Here is a 21,952-nt window from a genome sequence, read left to right on the forward strand (position 1 = left end):
TCTCCGTCGCGCCCCCGGGCCGGGGGGGGGCGGGGCGGGGGGGGGGGGGCCCCCACCCCCCCCCGCCCGCCCCCACGACCGCCTCAGGTGATGTCCCGCCGGCGCATCGCCCATATCGCCGCGCCGAGGAAGACCACCACACCGACCGTGAACAGCACTGATGAGTGTTGCCAGGTGATGTCCAGGGTGGCCGGCCGGCACTCACCGGTGTACGTGGCGTTGCACGCCCGCCAGTCCTGGAGGGTGACGGTCTTGGTCATCCAGGCATACGCGTACGTGGGCAGCAGCCACGCCTCGGTGAAGCGAACCTGGGCCATCTGCAGCAGGATGCCGAGCCCGACCTGGCCGACCACCAGCACCCCGATCGCGCCACCGAGCGCCATCGCGGTGTGCCGGCCGAGTGAGGCCAGGGCGAAGCCCACCGTCGCCGCGACCAGCACCAGCACGATGCCCCGCAGCCCGGTGAGCAGGAACGACTGCCAGGCCCCGGAGGTCATCCCCTCGGTGGTTCCGCGCCAGGTGGCGACCAGCCAGAGGCTGCCGAACCAGGCCACGGTGGCGGGCAGGGCCAGGGCGAGCAGCCCGGTGAGCAGCGCCCCCAGCTTGGTCAACAGGACGGTCAGCCGTTTCGGACGCCAGAGCAGCAGGTTCATCATCCCGCCGGTGTTCCACTCGGCGCCGATGAAGGAGGCACCGACCACGAAGCCGATCAGGGCCAGGATCCCGGCCAGCGGGATGAGCATCTCGCCGAAGCTCTCCCGAAACTCGAAGGTCGAGGGCAGGTACCACCGTGCCTCGAACGCATCGCGGGGCGGCGGGCTGATCTGCGTGCAGTCGTCCGTGTAGAACTCGGTGCCCGCCGCCTTCGCCTGTTCGCAGGCGGCGCGCTCTTGCTCGGCCCACCGGACCTGCTCCTGGTGCTGCCGGTCGGCGGCCCGCTCGGCCGCTGCCCACTGCTCGGGGCCGATCTTCTCGTTGCTGATGAACATGCCAGCCACCACGAGGGCGAGCACCAGCAGGCCCGCCGCCGTCATCCAGCGGGCGAAGCGCCGCTTGGCCAGCCGGCGCAGTTCGGTACGGAAGAGACTCACGCGCCCCAACCTCCCCCGGTGGGCGCGGACGGCTCCGCCCCATCGATTCGTACGGACTGGTCGACCTGCCGGTGCTGACCGGGTACGGGCGCGGTGGCGGTCAGTTCGAGGAAGACGCTCTCCAGGTCGACCGCGACCGGAGCGAGTTCGCTGATGTAGAGGCCCTGCTCGGCCAGCAGCCGGGTGACCGTGGCCGGCTTGTCCACCCCGGCGAGCATCAGGTGGTCCTGGTTCGCGGTCACCCGCACCCCGGCCCGGGTCAGCGCGGCGGCGGCGGCCGGCAGGTCGGCGACCGCCTCCAGCCGGACCCGTACCGCACCGGAGGAGTGCTGCGCCAGCACCTCGTCGACCGGGCCGAAGGCGACCCGCCGGCCCAGCGAGATGATGGTGACCGAGTCGCAGATCAGCTGGATCTCGCCGAGGATGTGGCTGGACAGCACCACGGTCATGCCCGATTCGGCGAGGCTACGCATCAGCGTGCGCATCTCCCGGATGCCGCCCGGGTCGAGGCCGTTGGCCGGCTCGTCGAGGATCAGCAGCCGCGGGTTCTTCAGCAGGGCCGAGGCGACGGCGAGTCGCTGCTTCATGCCGAGCGAGTACGTCTTGACCCGCTCGCCGGCCCGGTCGCGCAGCCCGACCAGCTCCAGCACCTCGTCGACCCGCTGCGCGGGCACCTCGCCGGCGCTCGCCAGCAGGGACAGGGTGTCCCGCGCGGTGAAGTGCGGGAAGAACTGCGGGCTCTCCACGATCGCGCCGACCTGCCCGGCGACCTGCGGCAACGCCTCGGGCACCTGGTGCCCGAGGATCGTCATCCGGCCGCCGTCCGGCCGGATGAGGCCGAGCAGCGTACGCAGCGTGGTGGTCTTTCCCGAGCCGTTGGGGCCGAGGAAGCCGTGCACCTGCCCCGCCTCGACCCGCATGTCGAAGCCGTCCAGGGCATTGCGGGTGCCGCGTCGTCGACTCCGGTATGTCTTTCGTAGACCTTCGATCTCCAGGACAGCTGGCAAGCTGCACCTCCCCCGATGGTGTGTGGGTGACGACGGACACCATACGCGGTATACACAAGGAGGCAATACCCGGTATGCAGCGCCACGCCGGTCCAGTTGTTAAGAGGGGGCCCGTCCTATACCGGAGGCGTTAAAAGGGGGCCCTTCCTTGCACCTCAGGCGGAGATGACGTGGACGCCGGCGGCGCGGAAGGCGTCCACCACCTCGGGCGCGGCGCCCGAGTCGGTGACCAGGGTCTCGACCCGGTCGACGGGGCAGATCCGGGCGAAGGCGTGACCGCCCAGTTTGGACGAGTCAGCGATGATCACCACCCGCTTGGCCCGGGCCACCATCAGGTTGTTCATCGCCGCCTCGCCCTCGTGGTGAGCGGCGGCACCGAGCTGCGGGTCGATCGCGTCCACTCCGAGCAGCGCCACGTCCAGGGTGACCTCGCGCAACAGCGCCCCGCCCAACGGACCGACCAGCTCGAACGACTTCGGTCGCACCACCCCGCCGGCCACCACGACCTTCATCCGGGAGCGGACCAGCAGCTCGTTGGCGATGTTCAGGGCGTTGGTGACCACGGTCAGCTGGGCGCCCTCGGCGCTGGTGTTGAGATCGGGGCGGACGGCCAGCGCCCGGGCCACCTCGGTGCTGGTGGTGCCGCCGTTGAGGCCGACCACCGTGCCCGGCGAGACCAGTGCCGCCGCGGCGGTACCGATGCGCTGCTTCTCGGCTGAGTGCTTGGCCGTCTTGTAACGCAGCGGCAGGTCGTACGAGACCCCGTTGGCGACCGCGCCACCCCGGGTACGCGTGATCATCTGCTGCTGGGCGAGCTGGTCGAAGTCCCGGCGGATGGTGGCCTGGGAGACGGCCAGCCGCTCGGCGGCCTCCTCGACGCTGACCCGGCCGGAGTCGGTCAGCATTTCGAGCAGGGCGTTCCATCTGGCGTAGCGGTCCACCCCGAAGCCTCCGTGTCTGCACGATCGGTGATTGGTTGCGTGCACACTAGTGTTCGAAACTAGGATGAGGCAAAAGCTCACCCTGCTCAATCGCCCCTGCGGTTGCTATTTCCACCAGGTTTCACGCAGAATGACGCGCGAAAGACGGCACAAACGAGCCGTATTGCGCAGCGGCCCGCCCTGCGAGGAGTTCTCATGGCCTACGTCCACGCGGAGATCGCGAGCCAGCCGGACTGCTGGCGCCAGGCGGCGGACCTCGCCCCCACGGTGCTCGACCGTCTTCCCCGCCCCGGTGAGCGGGTCGCCGTCGTCGGCTGCGGCACGTCGTGGTTCATGGCCACGGCGTACGCGGCCCGTCGCGAGGCCGCCGGCCAGGGTGAGACGGACGCCTTCCAGGCCAGCGAGTTCCCCGCCGGCCGGCACTACGACCGCGTGCTGGCGATCACCCGCTCCGGCACCACGACCGAGGTGCTGGACCTGCTCGCCGCGCTACGCGGACGGATCCCGACCACGGTGCTGGTCGGCGACCCCGGCTCCCCAGCGGTGGACATCGCGGACGCCGCCGTCACCATGCCGTTCGCCGACGAACGCTCGGTGGTGCAGACCCGCTTCGCCACCACCGCGCTGGCCCTGCTCCGCGCCCAACTCGGCGACAACATCACCGCGCTGGTGGCCGACGCGGAGGTCGCCGTCCGTGCCCCGCTGCCGATCGACCCGAGCCTGATCGAGCAGGTCACCTTCCTCGGCCGGGGCTGGACGGTCGGGCTGGCCCAGGAGGCGGCGCTGAAGTGCCGCGAGGCGGCCACCTTCTGGGCCGAGGCGTACCCGGCGATGGACTACCGGCACGGCCCCATCTCGGTGGCCGCCCCGGGCCGGCTGGTCTGGGCCTTCGGGGAGTTGCCCGAGGGGCTGCCCGAGGACGTCGCCGCCACCGGCGCGGCGTTCGTGCACAGCCGCACCCACGGCTGCCGTACGGTGCTGGGCCGCTGGGCCGCCGGGCGTACCCCGGTCGACCCGATGGCCGACCTGATCCTGGCCCAGCGCTTCGCGGTCGCCCTGGCCACCAGTCGCGGGCTCGACCCCGACGCGCCCCGGCACCTGAGCCGGTCCGTGGTGCTCGCGTGAGCCCAGCACGGAGCACGCTCGGGCCGGCGCCGAGCGCAGAGGTGGTGGCGTGATCGACGGCGATGTCGTCGTCGCGTTGGACGTGGGCGGCACCGGGATGAAGTGCGCCCTGATCCGACCCGATGGTGTCGTGGTGCACGCCGAACGGCACCCCACCGACGCCGGTCGCGGCGCCGACGCGGTGATCGGCACGATCCTGGCGGTGGCCGACGGGCTGGCCGGCAAGGCGCGTGCGGACGGACTCACCCCGACCGCGCTCGGCATCGTGGTGCCGGGTGTCGTCGACGAGGCACGCGGCGTCGCGGTCTGGTCGGCGAACGTCGGCTTCCGGGACGTACCGCTGCGCGACCTGGCGTCCGCGCGGCTCGGCCTGCCCACGGCGCTCGGCCACGACGTGCGCGCCGGCGGCCTCGCCGAGGCGCGGATCGGCGCCGGCCGGGACGCCGGGCACGTCCTCTTCGTGGCGATCGGCACCGGCATCGCCGCCGCGCACGTGGTCGCCGGATCGGCCGCCACCGGCGCGCACGGCGCGGCCGGCGAACTCGGCCATATCCTGGTCCGCCCCGCCGGGCCGGTCTGCGGCTGCGGGCGTCCGGGCTGTCTGGAGACGATCGCCTCCGCCTCGGCCGTCGCGCGCCGCTACGCCGAACTCGCCGCCGACCCCGAATCAGCGGACCTCGCCGCCGCGACGCCGGACGGCCGGTCCGCCGACCTGCCCGGCACGGAGCGGACGATGGTGACCGCCGCCGAGGTGGCCGCTCGGGCGGCGGCCGGCGAGGAACTCGCCACCCGGGTCTGGCGGGAGGCCGTCGAGGCGCTGGCCGACGGTCTCGCCACCGGCCAGGCCCTGTTCGACGTGGAGACGATCGTCCTGGGCGGCGGCCTCGCCCAGGCCGGCGCCGGACTGTTCGACCCGCTGCGTGCGGCCCTGCGGGACCGGCTCACCTTCCACCGGGAGCCGCGACTGGTCCCGGCCGCCCTCGGCGACGAGGCGGGCTGCCTCGGTGCCGCCCTGCTCGCCCTCGACCAGCTGGAGACACGATGACCGTACGGGTGAACGGCAAGGTGGTGACCCCGAGCGGGGTGATCCGGCAGGGCTGCATCGAGGTCAGAGGCGACACCATCAGCGCGGTCGCCGAGTACCCGTCGGTGCGCGACGGGCACTGGATCGTGCCCGGCTTCGTGGACATCCACACCCACGGCGGGGGCGGGCACACCTTCACCACCGGCGACGCCGGCCAGGCGCGCGCCGCCGCCGCGTTCCACCTGCGGCACGGCACCACCAGCCTGCTGGCCAGCCTGGTCAGCGCGCCCTTCGAGCTGATGCGCTCGGCCACCACGGCCTTCGCGCCGCTGGTCCGCGAGGGCGTGCTGGCGGGCATCCACTTCGAGGGGCCGTACCTGTCCGCCGCCCGGTGCGGCGCGCAGAACCCGGAGTTCCTCCGCGACCCGTCCACCGACGAGCTGGCCGAGCTGATCAAGCTCGGCGACGGAACGGTACGGATGGTCACCATCGCTCCCGAACGCGCGGGCGCGCTGGAGGCCATCGGGCTGCTCACCGGGCACGGCGTGGTGGCCGCGGTCGGGCACACCGACGCGACGTACGAGCAGACCGTCGCGGCCGTGTCGGCGGGCGCGAGCGTCGGCACCCACCTGTTCAACGGGATGCGCCCGGTGCACCACCGGGAGCCGGGGCCGGTGGTGGCGTTGCTGACCGCGCCGAACGTGGTCTGCGAGCTGGTTGCCGACGGGGTGCACCTGCACGACGGGACACTCACCTTCGCCGCCTCGAATGCCGGTCCGGAGCGATGCGCGCTGATCACCGACGCGATGGCCGCCGCCGGCATGCCGGACGGCGACTACGAGCTGGGCGGCCAGGCGGTGACCGTCGCCGACGGGGTGGCCCGGCTCGCCCGCGACGGCGCGATCGCCGGCAGCACCCTCACCATGGACGCGGCCCTGCGAAACGCGGTGGCCGCCGGCATCCCGATGCCCGACGCGGTACGCATGGTGGCCACCACCCCGGCCCTGGCCGTCGGCCTCGGCGACCAGGTCGGCGCCCTCCAGGCCGGCCTGCGTGCCGACCTGGTGGTACTCGACGACGACCTTGAGATCGTCCGGGTGATGCGCGCCGGCTCCTGGCTGGAGTGACGCGGCGGCTGCGGCGGCCCGGGTAGCGCCGGTCAGCCGGCCGTCGGGATCTCCACACCGAGTACGGCCTGCTCGTCCGGGCGGTGCACCAGCACGTCGGCCAGGTACGACTGCACCGCGTGCCGCATCCCGACGTCCCGGCCGGCGCGCTCGGAGAGCAGCCACTTGTGCTCGATGATCTGTGCGAACAGCTCCTGCGGCTCCAGCTTGCGCCGCAGGTGCGCGGGTACCGCCCGGACCACCGGCTCGAACACCTCGGTCAACCAGCGGTGGGCGGCCTGCTGCTCGTCGGTCAGGTCGCTCTCCGCCCGGTACGCGTCGAGGTCGTTGAGTAGCCGGCGGGCCTGGTTCTCCTCGGCGTCCAAGCCGGTGAGCCGGAGCAGCCGGCGGGTGTGGTAGCCGGCGTCGACCACCTTGGGCCGAATCAGATACCGACCGTTGTCGATGGTCGACATGGCCACCTCGGCGACGTCGAAACCCATCTCGTTGAGCCGGCGGATGCGCCCCTCGATGTCGTGCCGGGCCTCCCGCTCGACCTGCTGCTCGTAGGTGATCTCGTGCCAGAGCCGCTCGTAGCGCTGCACGACCTCCTCGCAGACCACCTCGGGGTCGATCGAGTCGTGCAGCAGGCCGGCGGCCTGGAGATCCAGCGCCTCGCCGAAGATGTTGACCCGGGCGATCTCCAGATCCTCGCCACGTTGGCCGTTGGAGAGCACGCTGCGCAACGCCCCGGTCTCGGCGTCGACCAGGTACGCGGCGAAGGCACCCGCGTCCCGCCGGAACAGCGTGTTCGACAGCGAGCAGTCGCCCCAGAAGAAGCCGGTCAGGTGCATCCGGACCAGCAGCGCGGCGAGCGCATCGAGCAGCCGGCCCATCGTCTCCGGCCGCAACGTGTGCGAGAAGAGCGCCCGGTACGGCAGGGAGAACTGCAGGTGACGGGTGATCAGCACCGGATCCAGCGGCTCCCCCGCGTCGGACTCCCGGTCGGCGACGATCGCCACGGCCTGCACCGACGGGAAGTCGATCCGTTCCAGGGCGCGTAGCAGGTCGTACTCCCGCTCGGCCACCCGCTCACCGGTCTCCTTGACCGCGTAGACGTACCCGCCGAGGCGCACGAACCGCACCACGTGCCGGGAGATACCCTGCGGCAGCGCGACCAGGTGTTCGGCCGGCCACTGCTCCAACGGGGTCGACCAGGGCAGGTCGAGCAGCGCCGGGTCGACGAGGGCCGAGGTGATCCGCACGGCGTCAAGTCTGACGCCTGCCCCGCCGGAACGCTTCCCCGCGTGGCTGGGCACACAGTCGCCCCGCACCGCGCGAGCCCGGCCACCGCGCGGGGCCGGTAGCGTGATCGGGGTGCGGGAGACCACGACGGTACGCCGGAACCTGCGGCCCCAGCCGGTCCGCCCGGCCGGCTGGTGGTTCGACGCCCTGCTGCTGGCCGCCCTCGTCGGGCTGACCGCCGCGCTCGCCGCCGGCTGGTTCTTCGGGATCGACCGCGGGGTGGCCGACTGGGCCGATGCGCACCGCCCCACCGCCGCCTGGTGGGTCGCGGCCGTGCTCAACTACCTCGGTCAGGGCACCCCGCTGACGCTGATCGCGGCCGGCCTGGGGGTGCTGCTGGCGATCCGGCTGCGCTCCGTGCGCCCACTGCTCGTCCCGGTGACCGCCTTCGTGCTCACCTACCTGACCATCGGCCCGCTGAAGGTGTGGACGGCCCGGCCGGCACCGAGCGCCAGCGTCAAGGAGCCGTTCCTGCCGCCGGAACAGACCCTCCCGCTCTTCCAGGACGACCTGCCGGTGAGGTTCGCCCAGTCCTACCCGTCCGGGCATGTGGCCAACGCCATCGTCTGGTACGGCGTCCTCGCGCTGCTGCTCGCCCCACTGCTGGCCAGCCTCGGCCGCACCATGCCGCGTCGGCTGGTGCTCACGGTCCGGATCGTGCCGCCCGCCGTGGTGCTGTGCACCACCACGTACCTGGGCTGGCACTGGCTGACCGACTCGGTGGCCGGGCTGCTGCTGGGGCTGCTGCTGGACCGGATACTGCACCGGGTGCCCTGGGACGGCCTGCCGCTACCCAGCCGGCTACGGCCATGGGACCGGCCGTTCACCCAGCCCACCTAGAGTGCCGCCGTGAATCAACTCGTACGCCGGTTGGGCGTGCCGGATGCCGTGATCATCGGTCTGGGTTCGATGCTCGGCGCAGGCGTCTTCGTGGTCTTCGCCCCCGCCGTCGCGGCGGCCGGCGGGACCGGCCTGCTGGTGGCAGTGGCCCTGGCCGGCTTCATCGCGTTCTGCAACGCGACCAGCTCGGCCCGGCTGGCGACCCGTTACCCCGAGTCCGGCGGCACCTACGTCTACGGCCGGGAGCGGCTCGGCCCGTTCGCCGGTTTCCTCGCCGGCTGGGGGTTCGTGGTCGGCAAGACGGCCAGCTGCGCGGCGATGGCGCTGACCATCGGCGCGTACCTCTGGCCGGGGCAGGCCCGGCTCGTCGCGGTCGCCGCCGTCATCGCGGTGACCGGGGTGAACCTGCGCGGGATCGGCAAAACCGCGACCGCCACCCGGGTCCTGGTGCTGGTCGTGCTGGCGGTGCTGGCCCTGGTCGCGGTGGCTGGCGCGACCGGCGTGTCGGTCGGCCGCATTGATCAGCCCGGTGGTTCCGCCCGGGGCGTGCTCACCGCGGCCGGCCTGCTCTTCTTTGCCTTCGCCGGGTACGCCCGGATCGCCACCCTCGGCGAGGAGGTCCGTGAGCCGGAACGGACCATCCCCCGGGCGGTGCCGCTGGCGCTCGGCCTGGTGCTGGTCATCTACCTGGTGCTGGCCGTGATCGCACTCGGCGTACTCGGGCCGGCCCGGCTCGCCGGGTCGGCCGCCCCGCTGGCCGACGTGGTGACCGCCGCCGGGCTGCCCGGCCTGGCCTGGGTGGTCCGCGCCGGGGCGACCGTCGCGGTGACCGGGGTGCTGCTGTCCCTGGTGGCCGGGGTCGGCCGCACCACTCTGGCAATGGCCCGCCGCCATGACCTGCCCGCCGCGCTGGCCGCCGTGCACCCCGTGCACCGGGTACCGCATCGGGCCGAACTGGCGGTGGCCGCCGTGGTGATCCTCGTGGTGGCCCTCGGCGACGTCCGCAGCGCGATCGGCTTCTCCAGCGTCACCGTGCTGGTCTACTACGCGATCACCAACGCGGCGGCGCTGACCCTCGGTCGGGAACCGTCGCGGAAACTGCCGGTGCAGGCGCTCGCCGTGGCGGGGCTGGTCGGCTGCCTGGTGCTCGCGGTCAACCTGCCGCTGTCGAATGTGCTCGCCGGCTTCGGCGTGCTCGCTCTCGGCGCCGCCTGGTACGCACTGCGCCCAGCCCGTCACTGACCCACCACGGCCCCCGCGCCCTCACGGCACCGGGCGCCGTCGATCATCGAGGGTTGAGCCTCACTCGTCGGCCTCTCTCGGGAGAGGCGGTGTCCCGGATGGTGTCGGGGTCTCTGGCTCGGGTGGACCGGCCGCGCGGAGCAGGGCGTTCAGGCCCGCGCGCCGGGCCAGCACGGTCAGCCGGTCACCCGCGACGATCACCATGCGCGGGTCCGGCGACCAGTCGAGGCGTTGCCCGGCCCGGGCGTGCGCGAGCAGGCGTACGCTGCCGGGCCGCCCGATGGTGCCGAGCGAAAGGCCGTCCAGTTCCGAGCCGGCCGCCACCGAAACCTCGGTGACCAGCAGGGCGTGCCGGCCGACCGGGATGGTGGCGATCACCGCCCGGTCCAGCAGCGCGGCGGCGAACGACGGGGCGGCCAGGTAGGAGACGCTGCGCGAGGTGCCGATGCCGAAGGCCCGCTGCACCCGCTCGGCGAAGTCGCCGTCGAAGAGCCGCAGCACCACGCGGAGCTGGTCGTTGATGGTCCGGCCGTTCAGCGCCGCCCGTAGGTTCGCCCCGTCGTCGGTGGAGACCACCACCAGCGCCTGGCAGTTGGCCACCGAGGCGGCCCGCAGCGTCTCCTCCTGCGCCGCGTCCCCGACCACCACCGGTACGCCCAATCGCCGGGCCAGCCCCGCGCCGCGGGCGTCTCCGCTCTTGTCGATCGCCACCACCTCGACGCCCAGGTCGTTGAGCTGGGCCATCACCCGGGTGCCGATGTTGCCCAGCCCCACCACCACGACGTGCCCGGCGCGCTCGGGCAGGATCCGCCCGGTGTGCACGGCCAGCCGGGCCCGGACCACGCCGTCCACGACCACCGCCGTGATCAGCGGGATCAACGCCAGCCCGGCGAGGTTGAGCACCACCTGCATGACCTGCTCGGCGGCCGACTTGTCGATGTCCGGATCCTGGCCGGTGAGGGTGGTGACCAGCGTCAAGTAGAGCGCGTCGGCCCAGGAGACGTCCGCCGCGTTGGCGTACAGCCCGCCCAGTGCCCCGACCACGGCGAGCAACACGAGCACCGCGATCCCGATTTTGCGAGTGGCGAAGCCACGGATCGCCCGGAGCACCATCGCCACCGGCCGGCGCCGCCGCCGCGCCCGGACCAGCCGGCGCGCGGCCAGCTCGGTGCCGGCTGGCCGGCCGAGCGCCTCGGCGAGGACCACGTCGGCTCGCCGGTCGTCGGTCGGGAGTACCTGTTCCTGCTGGGGATCGCGGGTGTCGGCCACCCCGCAGACGATCTCGCCCGGGCGTACGTCGCCCCGGCGGGCCACGTAGAGGGTGCGTCCGCCGTGCCGGAAGTACGTGGGCGCGACCTCACCGAGCGCGGCGGCCACGAAGGCCGGAGCAGCCATCGAGGCGTCCGAGAGCACGGACGAGTCGGGGAAGATCTGCCGTACGCCGTTGGCCAGACCGGTGTTGAACATCCGCACCACCAGGCGCAACCGGGGTTCGACCTCCTGCGCGCAGAGCGCGGCGTGCATGTTGCCCACGTCGTCCTGGTGCAGCAGGGCCAGCCCTGCCGCGCCGGCCAGCCCCGCCCGACGGAAGGTGACCTCGTCCAGCCGGTCGGCGCGGATGACCTCGATGCCGGGCAGATCACGGCCGTCCGGCCCCGGCGAACGCCGGCGTTCGGGCACGATGAGGGTGATCCGCAGCCGGCCAGCCTGCGTCTCGCTGGCGAGCATCGCCCGCACCACCCAGTAGGCGAGGGGGTCCTGACCGCAAATCACGTAGTGCGCCCGAGGCTCCCCGTTGACCCGCAACCGGCGGCTGGCCCGTCGGGCCCGATCGAGCAACGGCTCCGCCATGGCCCGAATCGTAGTAAGGCGGTCGCACTCCGCGCAGCCCCGTGACGATCATGGACACTCCGCTGGCCGGCATGTCCCGGCCGGTGACGGGTAGGGCAGCGGCATGCAGACGTTCCTGCCGTACCCGGACTTCCTGGCCAGCGCCCGGGCGCTGGACCCGAGACGGCTGGGCAAGCAGCGGGTGGAGGCGATCCAGGTGCTACGCGGGCTGACCCGGCCCACGTACGGCTGGCGCAACCACCCGGCGGTGAAGATGTGGGCCGGGTACGAGGAGGCCCTGACCCGGTACGGGCTGGATGTCTGCGCGGTCTGGTGCGCGGCGGGCCGGGCCGACACCTGCGCGGCGACGCTGACCGCCGACCTCGCCGCCGCCTGCGGCATCGACCAGGTCCGGTCCCAGCAGGAACTGGCCGTAGCCGGGGAGCTGCCGCCCTGGCTCGGCCGGACGGATCTGCACCTGAGCCACCGATCGTCGCTGCTGCGCAAGGACCCCGCCCACTACCGCCCGATCTTCGGCGACGACGTCCCGAACGACCTGGAGTACGTCTGGCCGCCCTCCGACCGCCCCCGCCGCTGCCTCCGGTGAAAGGAAGGGCCCCCTATTAACGCCTCGTGAGGTACCCGGGCCCCTTGTTAACACCAGCCTGTTAAGAAGGGGCCCTTCCTTCCACGTCGGGCAGACTGAGGAGCGTCGCCCGAGGAGGTGCGGTGTGGCGCTGTCGCAGGTGGTCGGTCGGCTTCTCGGCGTACGCGCGCACGAGGTGGACCCGGGCGGCGGTGGTGGTTCCCGGATCCCGCAGCCGGTCGCGGCGGTGGTCGTGGGCGGTGGGATCGCCGGCATGTCCGCGGCGGTGGTCCTCGCCGAGCGCGGCGTCGAGGTGACCGTTCTGGAGGCCGCGCCGACCCTGGGCGGGCGGCTCGGTGCCTGGCCGGAGACCCTCGCCGACGGCAGCCGGCAGGTCAACGAGCACGGCTTCCACGCCTTCTTCCGGCAGTACTACAACTGGCGCAACATCCTGCGCCGGGTTGACCCGGCGCTGACCTTCCTCCGGCCGGTCCCCGGCTATCCGGTGCTGAGCGCCGAATGGCCGACCGAGGAGTTCGGGCGGTTGCCACCCGCCCCGCCGGCGAACCTGCTCACCCTGCTGGCCCGCAGCCCCAGCCTGCGCCTTCGTGACCTGCGCTGGATGGACCGGGACGCCGCCCTGCCGCTGCTGGCCTACCACCCGGCGCGCACCTACGCCGAATTCGACCACGCCACCGCCGACGAACTACTCACCTCGTTACGGCTGCCGGACCGGGCCCGGGCGATGCTCTTCGAGGTCTTCTCCCACTCGTTCTTCAACCACGAGGCGGAGATGTCGGCCGCCGAGATGATCGCCCAGTTCCACTTCTACCTGCTGGGAAACCCGGAAGGACTGGCCTTCGACTGCCCCGACGAGGACTACGCCACGGCCATCTGGCGACCACTGGCCCGGCACGTGGAGCGCCACGGCGGCCGGGTGGTCACCGGCGTCGCGGCGACCGCGCTGCACCGGGAACCCACCGGGTGGCGGGTGGCGACCACCGAGGCGGCGTACCGGGCCGGGCACGTCGTGCTCGCCGTCGACCCGCCGGCCCTGGGCGCGCTGGTCGCTGCCTCCCCAGCGCTGACCGAGGCCGCCCCGGAACTGGTGGCGGCGCTGCCCGCGTACGGTCGGCCCGGCCCGCCGTACGCGGTCGCGCGCTACTGGTGCGACGGGGACGTCGAGGCTGGGCGGGCGATCTTCAGCGGGGTGTCCCGACAGTCCACCCTGGACTCGGTGACCCTGTACCACCGGCTGGAGCACGAGTCACGGCGCTGGGCGGAACGCACCGGCGGATCGGTGATCGAGCTGCACGCGTACGCCTGCGAGCCGGACGTGCCCGCCGAAGAGCTGGCCGCACGGATGCTCGCCGAGCTGACCGGGCTCTGGCCGGAGGCGGCCCGGCTGCGGGTACGGGAGCTGCGGGCCCGGGTGGAGGCGAGGGCACCGGCCTTCGCCCCGGGCAGCCACGCCCGGCGGCCCGGGGTACGCACCGACGCCGACGGGCTCTATCTGGCCGGCGACGGCATCCGCACCGATTTCCCGAGCGCGCTGATGGAGCGGGCGGCGGCCACCGGCATCATCGCGGCGAACCACATCCTGCGGGCGGAGGGCGGCGCGGCCGAACCGGTCCGCTCGGTCCGCCCCCACGGCCTGCTCGCCCGACGCTGAGCCGCCCACAGCCGCCGCCCGGCGCTGAGCCGCATCGAAATGCGTTGCCGCTGCCCCGGGGCCGGACCTACCGTGATCACGCAAGGTCAACCGCCGTTCCGGGAGCACGCCATGTCGATGTCGTACGTCACCGCCGTGCCGTCGTGGCTGCTCAGCGGCGGTTGCCGCACCGAACGCCCCCGAGGTGGCCGGCCCGACTGACGCGTACCCGCACTCGCCGAGCCGCCCACCCGCCCGGGGTCGGGCGGCTCGTCGCTGTCCGGCCCGTACGTCCGTCACCGCCATGGAGGGGAGATCCCGGTGGACGCCGTCCTCGTTGTCAACGCCGACCTCGGCCCGCTGCACCGGGTCACCGTCCAACACGCGATCCGGATGCTCTGCCGCCGGGTCGCCGAGATCCACGAGGCCGTGCCGGACCGGGTCATCGGGGTCTTCCCGATGCCCCGGGTCGTCCGGCTGGTCCGTTACGTGGTGACTCGCTGGCGGTTCAGCTCCGGCCCGGCCTGGTCCCGCGCCGGGGTGTTGCGCCGGGACGGCCGGTGCTGCGCGTACTGCGACGGGCCGGCGAGCACCATCGACCACATCCTGCCCCGCTCGCGCGGTGGCCGGAACACCTGGAAGAACACCACGGCCGCCTGCTACGCCTGCAACCAGCGCAAGGGCGACCGTACGCCGGTCGAGGCGGACATGCCGCTGCGGCGCGTACCGGTCGTGCCGAGCTGGGCGGCGCTGGCCGAGCGGTGACGGGCCGGCCGGCGGGAACGGGGGGCCGCGTCGGGGACGACCCCGGCGCGGCACCCGCCGGCCCCGTCGGCGGGAGTCAGCGGCCAGCGGGCGGCGTCCACCCGAAGCGCGGCGCACGGCGCTCGTGGTACGCGGCGACACCCTCCCGGGCCTCGCCGCTCGCCCACACCTGCCCGTGCCACCAGGCGACCCGGTCGTCGTCCGCCCGCCCGTCGATGATCTCCTTCGCACCGGCGACGCTGAGCTGCGAACGTTCCACGATCGCGCCGGTGAGCCCGTCGACCCGGGCGGCCAGGTCGGCACCGGGCAGCACCTCGTCGGCCAGGCCGATCCGCAGCGCCCGGTCGGCGTCGATCAGTTCGCTGGTGAAGAGCAGGTGCTTGGCCGCCGACGGGCCGACCAGCCGGGCCAGCCGGCGGGTGGTGGGCGCCGGGTAGACCAGGCCGAGCCGGGCCGGCGGTACGCCGAAGCGCGCGTCGTCGGCGACGATCCGCAGGTCGCAGGCGACGGCGAGTTGACAGCCGCCGCCGACACAGGCGCCCCGAACGGCGGCCACGGTCGGCTTGGCGAAGCGGGCCAGCCGCTCCTCGGCCGCGACCGCGATGCTGTCGTCGCCGGCGTCCAGCAGCTCGTCGAGGTCACCCAGGTCGGCGCCGGCGCAGAAGGTGCCGTCGGCGCCGGTGAGCACCAGCGCGCGGACCACCGGATCGGCCTCCAAGCCATCGAGCAGCACCGGCAGCTGGCGCCACATCGTCGGCGTCATCGCGTTGCGCCGGCCCGGGTTGCGGATGACCACCGTGGCCACCGCGCCCGCCACCTCGACGACCAGTTCCGCGTCCGCCACGCCCACCGCCCCTCTGACCGGCCGGCGCACCGGCCTTCCGCCAGGGCGTCGGCCCCGGTCCGGCGACCATAGCGGCGCGGACGGCCACGCCTACCGGGTGGGGGTCCCGCCGTCACCCGGCGACCGCCGCTGTACGCCTGACCGCTGCCCGCCATTCACCGGCGGGCCGCCCGGAGTCCCTAGCGTCACTGTGCGCACATGTCGGTCCGGCGCGAGTTAGCAGGTGGTCATGCCATCCACACCCGAGGTCAGCGTGGTCGTCCCCACCCTCGCCCGTCCTGCGCTGGTGACCCGGGCGGTCCGCAGCGCCCTCGCGCAGACCGTGACCGACATCGAGGTCATCGTCGTGGTCGACGGGCCGGACGAGGAGACCGGCAAGGCCCTCGCCGAGATCGGCGACCCCCGGCTGCGGGTGGTGGAACTGCCCGCCAAGGCAGGCGCGCCCAACGCCCGCAACATGGGCGTACGCGAGGCCCGCGCCCGCTGGACGGCGCTGCTGGACGACGACGACGAGTGGCTGCCCGACAAGCTGGCCGTCCAGCTGGAAGTCGCTCGGGGTGCCGCGGTGCCGAGCCCGATCGTCGCCAGTCGTCTGATCAACAAGACGCCCCGAGCGGAGTTCGTGATGCCCCGCCGGCTACCCGAGCCGGGCGAGCCGATCTGCGAGTACCTGACCCTCCGGCGTGGGCTGTTCCACGGCGACGGCTTCATCCAGACCTCGACCATCATGGCGCCGACCGAGTTGCTGCGCCGGGTGCCGTTCACCGTCGGCCTGCGCCGGCAGCAGGAACTCGACTGGACCGTACGCGCGACGAGTCACCCGGACGTCGATCTGATCATCGCCGCCGAGCCGCTGGTGCTCTGGCATCAGGACGAGGACCGGCCGCGGATCAGTCTCAGCTCGCCGTGGCAGGCACAGCTGGAGTGGCTGCGCGGAATCCGGCCGCTGATCACCCCTCGGGCGTACGCCGCGATCACGATGAGCATCATCAGCTCCATGGCGGCGCCGACCCGCAGCCTCCGGGTCTTCCGTCTGTTGCTCACCGAGGCCCGCCGGCACGGCCGGCCGAGCGCCCTCGACTACCTGACGTTCCTGCAAATCTGGCTGATCCCCCCGCAGCTGCGGCACCGGGTACGCGACCGGATCCTCGGCCGCCGGACCGCCGCCCAGATCGAACAACCGGCCGCCGGCCAGGACGGGCAACCGGTACCGGGTGTGGCCGGCCAACGGGCCGCGGGCCAACCGCCGGTCGCCGACCCGGATGGCCCGGACCTACGGGCCGGGTCGACGGAAACCGGGGCCGATGTCCGGCGATAGGGTCGCCGCGATCTGGCGGAGCTGCCTGCTACCCGGGTCGGAGACGTTCATCCGCAACCAGGCCGACGCGCTGCCCACCTGGCGCCCGGTCTACCTGGGTGCGGTCCGGGTCGCCTCGCCACTGGTCCGGGACACCGACGTGGTGGTCTGCCCGGACACGCCTCGTGGCCGCCGCGAGTGGCTACGGTTGCGGCTGACCGGCGGCTCGCCCCGGCTGCGCCGGCTGCTGGCCCGGTTGCGACCCGACGTGGTGCACGCCCACTTCGGCGGGGACGGTTGGCTGGTCAGCCGCACCGCCACGCAGCTCGGCATTCCACTGGTCATCACCCTGCACGGCCTCGACGTCACCCAGCAGCCGGCCGCCCCCGGGCCGCGCGGTGCCCGGCACCGGCGCAACCTGCGGACCGCGTTCGACCGGGCCGCGCTGATCCTCGCCGTCTCCGGACCGATCCGGGACCGGGCGGTGGAGCTGGGCGCGGACCCGGCGAAGGTCCGCGTACACCACACCGGGGTGCCCGTCCCGACGGAGCCGCCGGCGGGCCCGAAGAACTGGGACGTGGTCTTCGTCGGTCGGTTCGTCGAGAAGAAGGGGGTCGACGACCTCGTCGAGGCGATCGGGTTGCTGTCGGACCTGCGCCCCCGGGTCGGGCTGATCGGCACCGGGCCGATGCACGAACAGGTACGCGCCCGCGCCGAGCGGCTCCGCGTGGACGCGACGTTCCTCGGCGCGCTGCCGCCGGCCGAGGCGCTGCGGCACGTGGCCGAGTCCCGGATCCTCGCGGCACCGTCGCGGACCGCGTCGGACGGCGACACCGAGGGCCTGCCGACCACGATCCTGGAGGCCGGCAGCCTCGGCGTGCCGGTCGTCTCGACCTACCACAGCGGCATCCCCGAGGCGGTCACCCACGAGACGAACGGCCTGCTAAGCCCAGAGGCCGACCCGGCGGCCCTGGCCGCCAACCTCCGCCGCCTGCTGACCACCCCCACGCTCCGCGACCACCTAGGCCACGAAGCCCGCCGCCGAGTGGAACGCGACTTCAACCTCCACCAACAAACCCGCCACCTGGAAACCCTCTACAACTCCCTCACTCCGACCCCGAGCTGACCCTCGCCGATCTTGCACTTTCGGTCGCCGAGTTGCCCTTTTCGCGGCTTTTGTTGAGACGAAAAGTGCAAGATCGGCGAGGCGTGGGGTCAGTCTTGGGGGCGGAGACGGCGTACGGCGGAGCGGGCGGAGCGGGCGGTGGCGAGCAGGAGGCGGCCGGCGCGTGCGGTCGGCGTACCGCTGAGCAGGGACACGATCCGGCGCAGTCGCTTCAGCTCGTCGTCGCGGTCGGTGAGCGTCTGGTCGTACCACTGGTGCAGGGCGTGGGCCTCGGCCAGTTCGCGGGCCAGCCGGTCCCGGTCCAGCAGCAGTTCCCGCCAGCCCGGACGCCCGGAAACCTCGGCGTCACCGGCGAGCGCGTCCGGCTCGCGTCCGGCCATGGTGGCCAGGGTCGCCGCCAGCTCGTCGGTCGGTGCCGGCCATAGGTGGGCCAGCCCGGCGTCGACCAGCCGGGACGCCAGCCGGCGCAGCGCCGCCGCCGGCTCGGCCGGGTCCGCCAACCCGTGCCAGGTGCCGGCGGGCGTGACCACCACCTGGTCCGCCGGGACGCCGGCGTCCGCGCCGGCCTGCCACGCGGCGAGCAGCGCACGCACCGCGGGCAGGTCCCGCCGCAGCGTCGCGGCCACGACCAACTCCTCGACGGTACGCCCCGGCGGAACCGCGCCGCCGTCGGCGAACCGCCACCCGCCGGCCGGGTCACGGTGGACCTGCCGGAGCCGGCCGTCCCCGACCAGCACCGCCGCCGGCAGGCCAACCGGCGAGGCTTCGGTCGTCGGGCCGCGTTCGGCCAGCAGGAACCAGCCCGGCGCCAACTCCGCCGCGGCCCCGTTCCGAATGGCCGCCCCGGCCAGCCAGGCCGGATCGGCCAGCCGGGCCGGATCGACCAGCCGGGCCGGATCGACCAGCCGGGCCGGATCGACCAGCCGGGCCGGATCGACCAGCCGGGCCGGATCGGCCAGTACCTGCGAGTCGGGCACGGTGCCGCCCAGCGCGGCCTGGAGGAAGCCGGTGACGTCGCCGTCGGCCAGCAGGTCCGGGCCCAGCAGGGCGGTCGGCGCGAGCGGCGACGGAAAGGCCGCCCAGGTGTCGGCGATCCGCAGCCCGGCCGCCACCAACCGGTCGCGCACGCGGGCCAGCCCTGCCGGGCGGGTGTCGTCGTACTCGCCGAGGGTTGCCCAGTCGGAGTCTGTGCTGTCCGGCGGCAACGCCAGCAGCCGGTGCAGGCCGAGGAAGTTCTCGACTCCGAGCAGCAGCCGGCCGCCCGGCCGCAGCACCGACACGAGCAGGTCGAACGCTTCCCCCCAGGTCAGCTCCGGACCCTCGACGGAACTGAGCCGGGCCAGCCCGTCCAGGGCGACCACGGTGTCGTACGGCCGCATCGCGGCGAGCTTCTCCGGGCTGCCACAGCACACCTGGACGCCCGGCCGCTCGGCGTACCGCGCGGCCAGCGTTTCGGCGTCCGGCAGACCCCGCACCAGCACGGTCAGCTCCGTCGCAGGCACCGCGTCGATCAGGTCCGAGTCGTGCGGGCCGACCACCAGCGTGCGGCCGGACCCGGCGGACAGCAGCGCGGTCAGGGCCGGTCCGCGTACCGGGCCGGGGCGGTGCGCGCCGTCGAGATCCGACCAGGCGAGCATCTCGCCGCCGACCAGGTGGACGCTCATGTCAGCACTCCGCTTCGCTCCGTACCGGATCCGTCGGTGACCTTCTCGTCGGGTACGGCCGCACCGGGGTCGGGCCAGCGGAACAGCCGGCGCAGCTCGACCGGCGGGAGCAGACGGTCGGCGCCCAGCTCGGCCACGGCCAGCGCGCGGGCAGCGTCCGGGTCGACCTGCGGGCCGTGCAGTTGCGCCCACTGCCGGCGGATCCGCGGCTGGCCGCCCCAGATCGGGGCCTCCCCGGCCAACTGCATCGGATCGCCGTAGACGGCCGGTTCGCAGCCGGCCAGGATGCCGTAGAAGATCGCGCTGCACAGCCGATTCGAGGCGACCCGTCGGTGCTGGCGCAACTCGGCCAACTGCCGGTGGAGGAACGCCGGGTCGAGGTCGGTCCACCGGCCACCCCGGTAGCCGTGACAGACGACCCGGAAGCCGGCCTGCTCGTAGTGTTGCCGGACCCGCTGCGACCGGTACTCCTGCCAGTAGAGGCAGACCGTCACCGGGCCCGGCTCCACGGCCCGGATCTCGTCGATCAGCCGGCCATGGTCGCCCACCACCCGCTGCCCCTCCCAGCCGTGGAAGGGGTAATAGATGGTCCCCTCCCGCCGCTGCGGGCCGTCCGGCTCCATCGCCAGCAGGTACGCCCACGGCGAGCCGACCACGTACGTCTGCCGGCGCCCGAGCGACCAGGCCCGCCGTCGCGTCCGCTCGGACCAGAGGAACAGCGGCACGCCCGGCACGAACTCGTGGTCGGGGGCCATCCCGTCCCCGATGTTCCAGCCGTGCTGAAGGTAGCCGTGGATGCGGGGCGGCTCCCGGTCGTCGAGCCCGCAGTAGCGGGCCAGCACGTGGGAGTGCCCGTAGTAGTGGTTGGCGTGGTGCACGGCGACGGGCGTCCCTGGTCGTGACGACGGGTGGAGGCGGAGCGTAACGAGCCCACCTGAACACCCGGCCACACCGAGGTGTCCGCCCGGTGTGCCGTGCGCGCTACGGATGGAGCCCCCGGCCGGGATCGAACCGGCGACATCCCGCTTACAAGGCGGGTGCTCTGGCCAGCTGAGCTACAGGGGCGCTGTGTCGTGGTCAGCATAGCGACCGACGTCCGCTTTTCCCGCTCGGCAGGGGTCCCGAGCACGGGAAACGTCAACATCCCGACGTGCGAGCGTCGATTCGTGTCCGACCGTGCCTGACTGACCGGAATGCGAATGCTCTCGGTCCTACCTATCGTCCCGAACCTTGGCATCGTGGCGAAAGCCGTTTACCGTGCAGTGACACGGACGACACGGGGTTCACCCCTGCCGGCCGTGGCGCCGACACGGGCATCCGTGCCGGTCGCTCCTTCACTCGGATCGTCCGGCACGTTCCTGCCGGTGAAAGGAAGCGTTCCCCCATGGCTACGGTCACCTACGCGAAGGCGTCCCGGATCTACCCGGGCACCGAACGCCCCGCGGTCAACCAGCTCGAGCTCGAGATCGGCGACGGCGAGTTCCTCGTCCTGGTCGGCCCCTCCGGTTGCGGCAAGTCCACCAGCCTGCGCATGCTCGCCGGCCTTGAGGACGTCGACGACGGCGCGATCTACATCGACGACCGGGACGTCACCCACCTGCCGCCGAAGGCCCGCGACATCGCGATGGTCTTCCAGAACTACGCCCTCTACCCGCACATGACGGTGTACGAGAACATGGCGTTCGCGCTCAAGCTGCGCAAGACCTCGAAGTCCGAGATCGACCGGCGGGTCAAGGAGGCGGCGGCGCTGCTCCAGCTGGAGGAGTTCCTCAGCCGCAAGCCCAAGGCGCTCTCCGGCGGTCAGCGCCAGCGGGTCGCGATGGGCCGGGCCATCGTCCGGGAGCCCCAGGTCTTCCTGATGGACGAGCCGCTGTCGAACCTCGACGCCAAGCTCCGGGTGCAGACCCGTACCCAGATCGCCTCGCTTCAGGCCAAGCTCGGCATCACCACCGTCTACGTGACCCACGACCAGGTCGAGGCCATGACCATGGGTCACCGGGTGGCGGTCATGCTCGACGGTGTGCTCCAGCAGGTGGACACCCCGCGGGCGCTCTACGACACCCCGGCCAACGTCTTCGTCGCCGGCTTCATCGGCTCGCCCGCCATGAACATCAAGACCGTCCAGCTCACCGAGCAGGGCGCGGAGTTCGCCGAGCTGCACATCCCGCTGACCCGGGAGCAGGCCGAGGCGGCCCGCGCTGAGGGTGGCGACGGCAAGGTGACCGTCGGCTTCCGTCCGGAGGACTGCGACATCGTCAGCCCGACCGAGGGCGGCATGCCGGTCGTGGTCGAGCTGGTCGAGGACCTCGGCTCGGACGCCAACGTCTACGGCCACGCCGCGCTGGACGGTGCCTCCGAGCGGTTCGTCGTGCGTACCGACCGGCGGCACATGCCGAACATGGGTGACACGATCTTCGTGAAGCCGCGTACCGGCCAGAGCCACGTCTTCCACGCCACCACCGGGAAGCGCATCTGACCTGGCAGGCAATCTGCGCAAGCGCGAAAGGG

At 73.1% G+C, this 21,952-nt stretch carries 20 protein-coding genes and 1 tRNA gene; 12 read left to right on the forward strand and 9 right to left on the reverse strand.

The features are described from left to right. Positions 1 to 83 precede the first annotated feature (83 nt). From AB0M52_RS04980 to AB0M52_RS04990, 3 genes are all read right to left on the reverse strand, one after another. The gene (locus AB0M52_RS04980; protein ID WP_363949004.1) at positions 84 to 1,091 is read right to left on the reverse strand and encodes an ABC transporter permease subunit; all 1,008 of its coding nucleotides are present in this window, start codon (positions 1,089 to 1,091) and stop codon (positions 84 to 86) included. Continuing rightward, the gene (locus AB0M52_RS04985; protein WP_363949006.1) at positions 1,088 to 2,098 is read right to left on the reverse strand and encodes an ATP-binding cassette domain-containing protein; all 1,011 of its coding nucleotides are present in this window, start codon (positions 2,096 to 2,098) and stop codon (positions 1,088 to 1,090) included. Before AB0M52_RS04985 ends, AB0M52_RS04980 begins: the two co-directional genes overlap by 4 nt. Before the next feature lie 155 nt (positions 2,099 to 2,253). Then, positions 2,254 to 3,039, reverse strand: coding sequence for a DeoR/GlpR family DNA-binding transcription regulator (locus AB0M52_RS04990; protein WP_363949008.1), 786 nt, complete (start codon positions 3,037 to 3,039; stop codon positions 2,254 to 2,256). Positions 3,040 to 3,234: 195 nt separating this feature from the next. Here AB0M52_RS04990 and AB0M52_RS04995 point away from each other — a divergent pair, with 195 nt between their 5' ends. Genes AB0M52_RS04995 through nagA form a run of 3 tightly spaced genes read left to right on the forward strand, consistent with a single transcriptional unit; the run spans position 3,235 to position 6,315 of the window. Beyond that, positions 3,235 to 4,164, forward strand: coding sequence for a sugar isomerase (locus tag AB0M52_RS04995; RefSeq protein WP_363949010.1), 930 nt, complete (start codon positions 3,235 to 3,237; stop codon positions 4,162 to 4,164). Positions 4,165 to 4,213: 49 nt separating this feature from the next. Then, positions 4,214 to 5,209: an ROK family protein gene (locus tag AB0M52_RS05000; protein ID WP_363949013.1), complete on the forward strand. Its 996-nt coding sequence runs from the start codon at positions 4,214 to 4,216 to the stop codon at positions 5,207 to 5,209. Further along, positions 5,206 to 6,315 carry an N-acetylglucosamine-6-phosphate deacetylase gene (gene nagA, locus AB0M52_RS05005; protein ID WP_363949016.1) on the forward strand — a complete coding sequence of 370 codons (1,110 nt, stop codon included), beginning with the start codon at positions 5,206 to 5,208 and terminating at the stop codon, positions 6,313 to 6,315. The genes AB0M52_RS05000 and nagA overlap by 4 nt, the downstream gene beginning before the upstream one ends. 32 nt (positions 6,316 to 6,347) lie before the next feature. Here the strand turns inward: nagA and AB0M52_RS05010 are convergent, their stop codons facing one another. Further along, on the reverse strand, positions 6,348 to 7,613 hold the full coding sequence (locus AB0M52_RS05010; RefSeq protein WP_363949019.1) for a DUF4032 domain-containing protein: 1,266 nt from the start codon (positions 7,611 to 7,613) through the stop codon (positions 6,348 to 6,350). Positions 7,614 to 7,671: 58 nt separating this feature from the next. Between AB0M52_RS05010 and AB0M52_RS05015 the strand changes: the two genes are divergently transcribed. Beyond that, positions 7,672 to 8,439 (forward strand): phosphatase PAP2 family protein, encoded by a 768-nt coding sequence (locus tag AB0M52_RS05015; protein WP_363949022.1) that lies wholly within the window; start codon positions 7,672 to 7,674, stop codon positions 8,437 to 8,439. Between the two features lie 9 nt (positions 8,440 to 8,448). Further along, entirely contained in the window at positions 8,449 to 9,681 is a 1,233-nt protein-coding gene (locus AB0M52_RS05020) for an APC family permease (protein WP_363949025.1), read from the forward strand. A 60-nt stretch (positions 9,682 to 9,741) separates the two neighbouring features. Here the strand turns inward: AB0M52_RS05020 and AB0M52_RS05025 are convergent, their stop codons facing one another. After that, the gene (locus AB0M52_RS05025; RefSeq protein WP_363949028.1) at positions 9,742 to 11,532 is read right to left on the reverse strand and encodes a TrkA family potassium uptake protein; all 1,791 of its coding nucleotides are present in this window, start codon (positions 11,530 to 11,532) and stop codon (positions 9,742 to 9,744) included. Positions 11,533 to 11,635: 103 nt separating this feature from the next. On the opposite strand from AB0M52_RS05025, the gene AB0M52_RS05030 reads away from it, so the two are divergent. The 4 genes from AB0M52_RS05030 (at position 11,636) to AB0M52_RS05045 (ending at position 14,513) form a co-directional block, all read left to right on the forward strand. Continuing rightward, positions 11,636 to 12,118: an MSMEG_6728 family protein gene (locus AB0M52_RS05030; protein ID WP_363949031.1), complete on the forward strand. Its 483-nt coding sequence runs from the start codon at positions 11,636 to 11,638 to the stop codon at positions 12,116 to 12,118. Between the two features lie 124 nt (positions 12,119 to 12,242). Next, the gene (locus AB0M52_RS05035; protein ID WP_363949034.1) at positions 12,243 to 13,769 is read left to right on the forward strand and encodes an FAD-dependent oxidoreductase; all 1,527 of its coding nucleotides are present in this window, start codon (positions 12,243 to 12,245) and stop codon (positions 13,767 to 13,769) included. Between the two features lie 72 nt (positions 13,770 to 13,841). After that, a complete protein-coding gene (locus AB0M52_RS05040; RefSeq protein ID WP_363949037.1) occupies positions 13,842 to 13,970 on the forward strand; it encodes a hypothetical protein in 129 nt (42 codons plus the stop codon). A gap of 99 nt (positions 13,971 to 14,069) precedes the next feature. Beyond that, positions 14,070 to 14,513 carry an HNH endonuclease gene (locus tag AB0M52_RS05045; RefSeq protein ID WP_363949040.1) on the forward strand — a complete coding sequence of 148 codons (444 nt, stop codon included), beginning with the start codon at positions 14,070 to 14,072 and terminating at the stop codon, positions 14,511 to 14,513. A 76-nt stretch (positions 14,514 to 14,589) separates the two neighbouring features. On the opposite strand, the gene AB0M52_RS05050 is transcribed toward AB0M52_RS05045, so the two are convergent. Next, a complete protein-coding gene (locus AB0M52_RS05050) occupies positions 14,590 to 15,363 on the reverse strand; it encodes an enoyl-CoA hydratase/isomerase family protein (protein WP_363949080.1) in 774 nt (257 codons plus the stop codon). 223 nt (positions 15,364 to 15,586) lie between these two features. Here AB0M52_RS05050 and AB0M52_RS05055 point away from each other — a divergent pair, with 223 nt between their 5' ends. After that, positions 15,587 to 16,675 carry a glycosyltransferase family 2 protein gene (locus AB0M52_RS05055; protein ID WP_363949043.1) on the forward strand — a complete coding sequence of 363 codons (1,089 nt, stop codon included), beginning with the start codon at positions 15,587 to 15,589 and terminating at the stop codon, positions 16,673 to 16,675. Next, on the forward strand, positions 16,662 to 17,780 hold the full coding sequence (locus tag AB0M52_RS05060) for a glycosyltransferase (protein ID WP_363949046.1): 1,119 nt from the start codon (positions 16,662 to 16,664) through the stop codon (positions 17,778 to 17,780). Before AB0M52_RS05055 ends, AB0M52_RS05060 begins: the two co-directional genes overlap by 14 nt. A gap of 89 nt (positions 17,781 to 17,869) precedes the next feature. On the opposite strand, the gene AB0M52_RS05065 is transcribed toward AB0M52_RS05060, so the two are convergent. The 3 genes from AB0M52_RS05065 to AB0M52_RS05075 form a co-directional block, all read right to left on the reverse strand. Then, positions 17,870 to 19,444: a hypothetical protein gene (locus AB0M52_RS05065; RefSeq protein WP_363949049.1), complete on the reverse strand. Its 1,575-nt coding sequence runs from the start codon at positions 19,442 to 19,444 to the stop codon at positions 17,870 to 17,872. Beyond that, the gene (locus tag AB0M52_RS05070) at positions 19,441 to 20,322 is read right to left on the reverse strand and encodes a hypothetical protein (protein ID WP_363949051.1); all 882 of its coding nucleotides are present in this window, start codon (positions 20,320 to 20,322) and stop codon (positions 19,441 to 19,443) included. The genes AB0M52_RS05065 and AB0M52_RS05070 overlap by 4 nt, the downstream gene beginning before the upstream one ends. Positions 20,323 to 20,432: 110 nt before the next feature. Beyond that, a tRNA-Thr gene (locus AB0M52_RS05075) sits at positions 20,433 to 20,509 on the reverse strand. Between the two features lie 319 nt (positions 20,510 to 20,828). Between AB0M52_RS05075 and ugpC the strand changes: the two genes are divergently transcribed. Then, positions 20,829 to 21,920, forward strand: coding sequence for a sn-glycerol-3-phosphate ABC transporter ATP-binding protein UgpC (ugpC, locus tag AB0M52_RS05080; RefSeq protein ID WP_363949054.1), 1,092 nt, complete (start codon positions 20,829 to 20,831; stop codon positions 21,918 to 21,920). Positions 21,921 to 21,952: the final 32 nt, after the last annotated feature.

Origin of the sequence: Micromonospora sp. NPDC051296, from assembly GCF_040682255.1 — a bacterium.
GTDB lineage: Bacteria > Actinomycetota > Actinomycetes > Mycobacteriales > Micromonosporaceae > Micromonospora > Micromonospora craterilacus.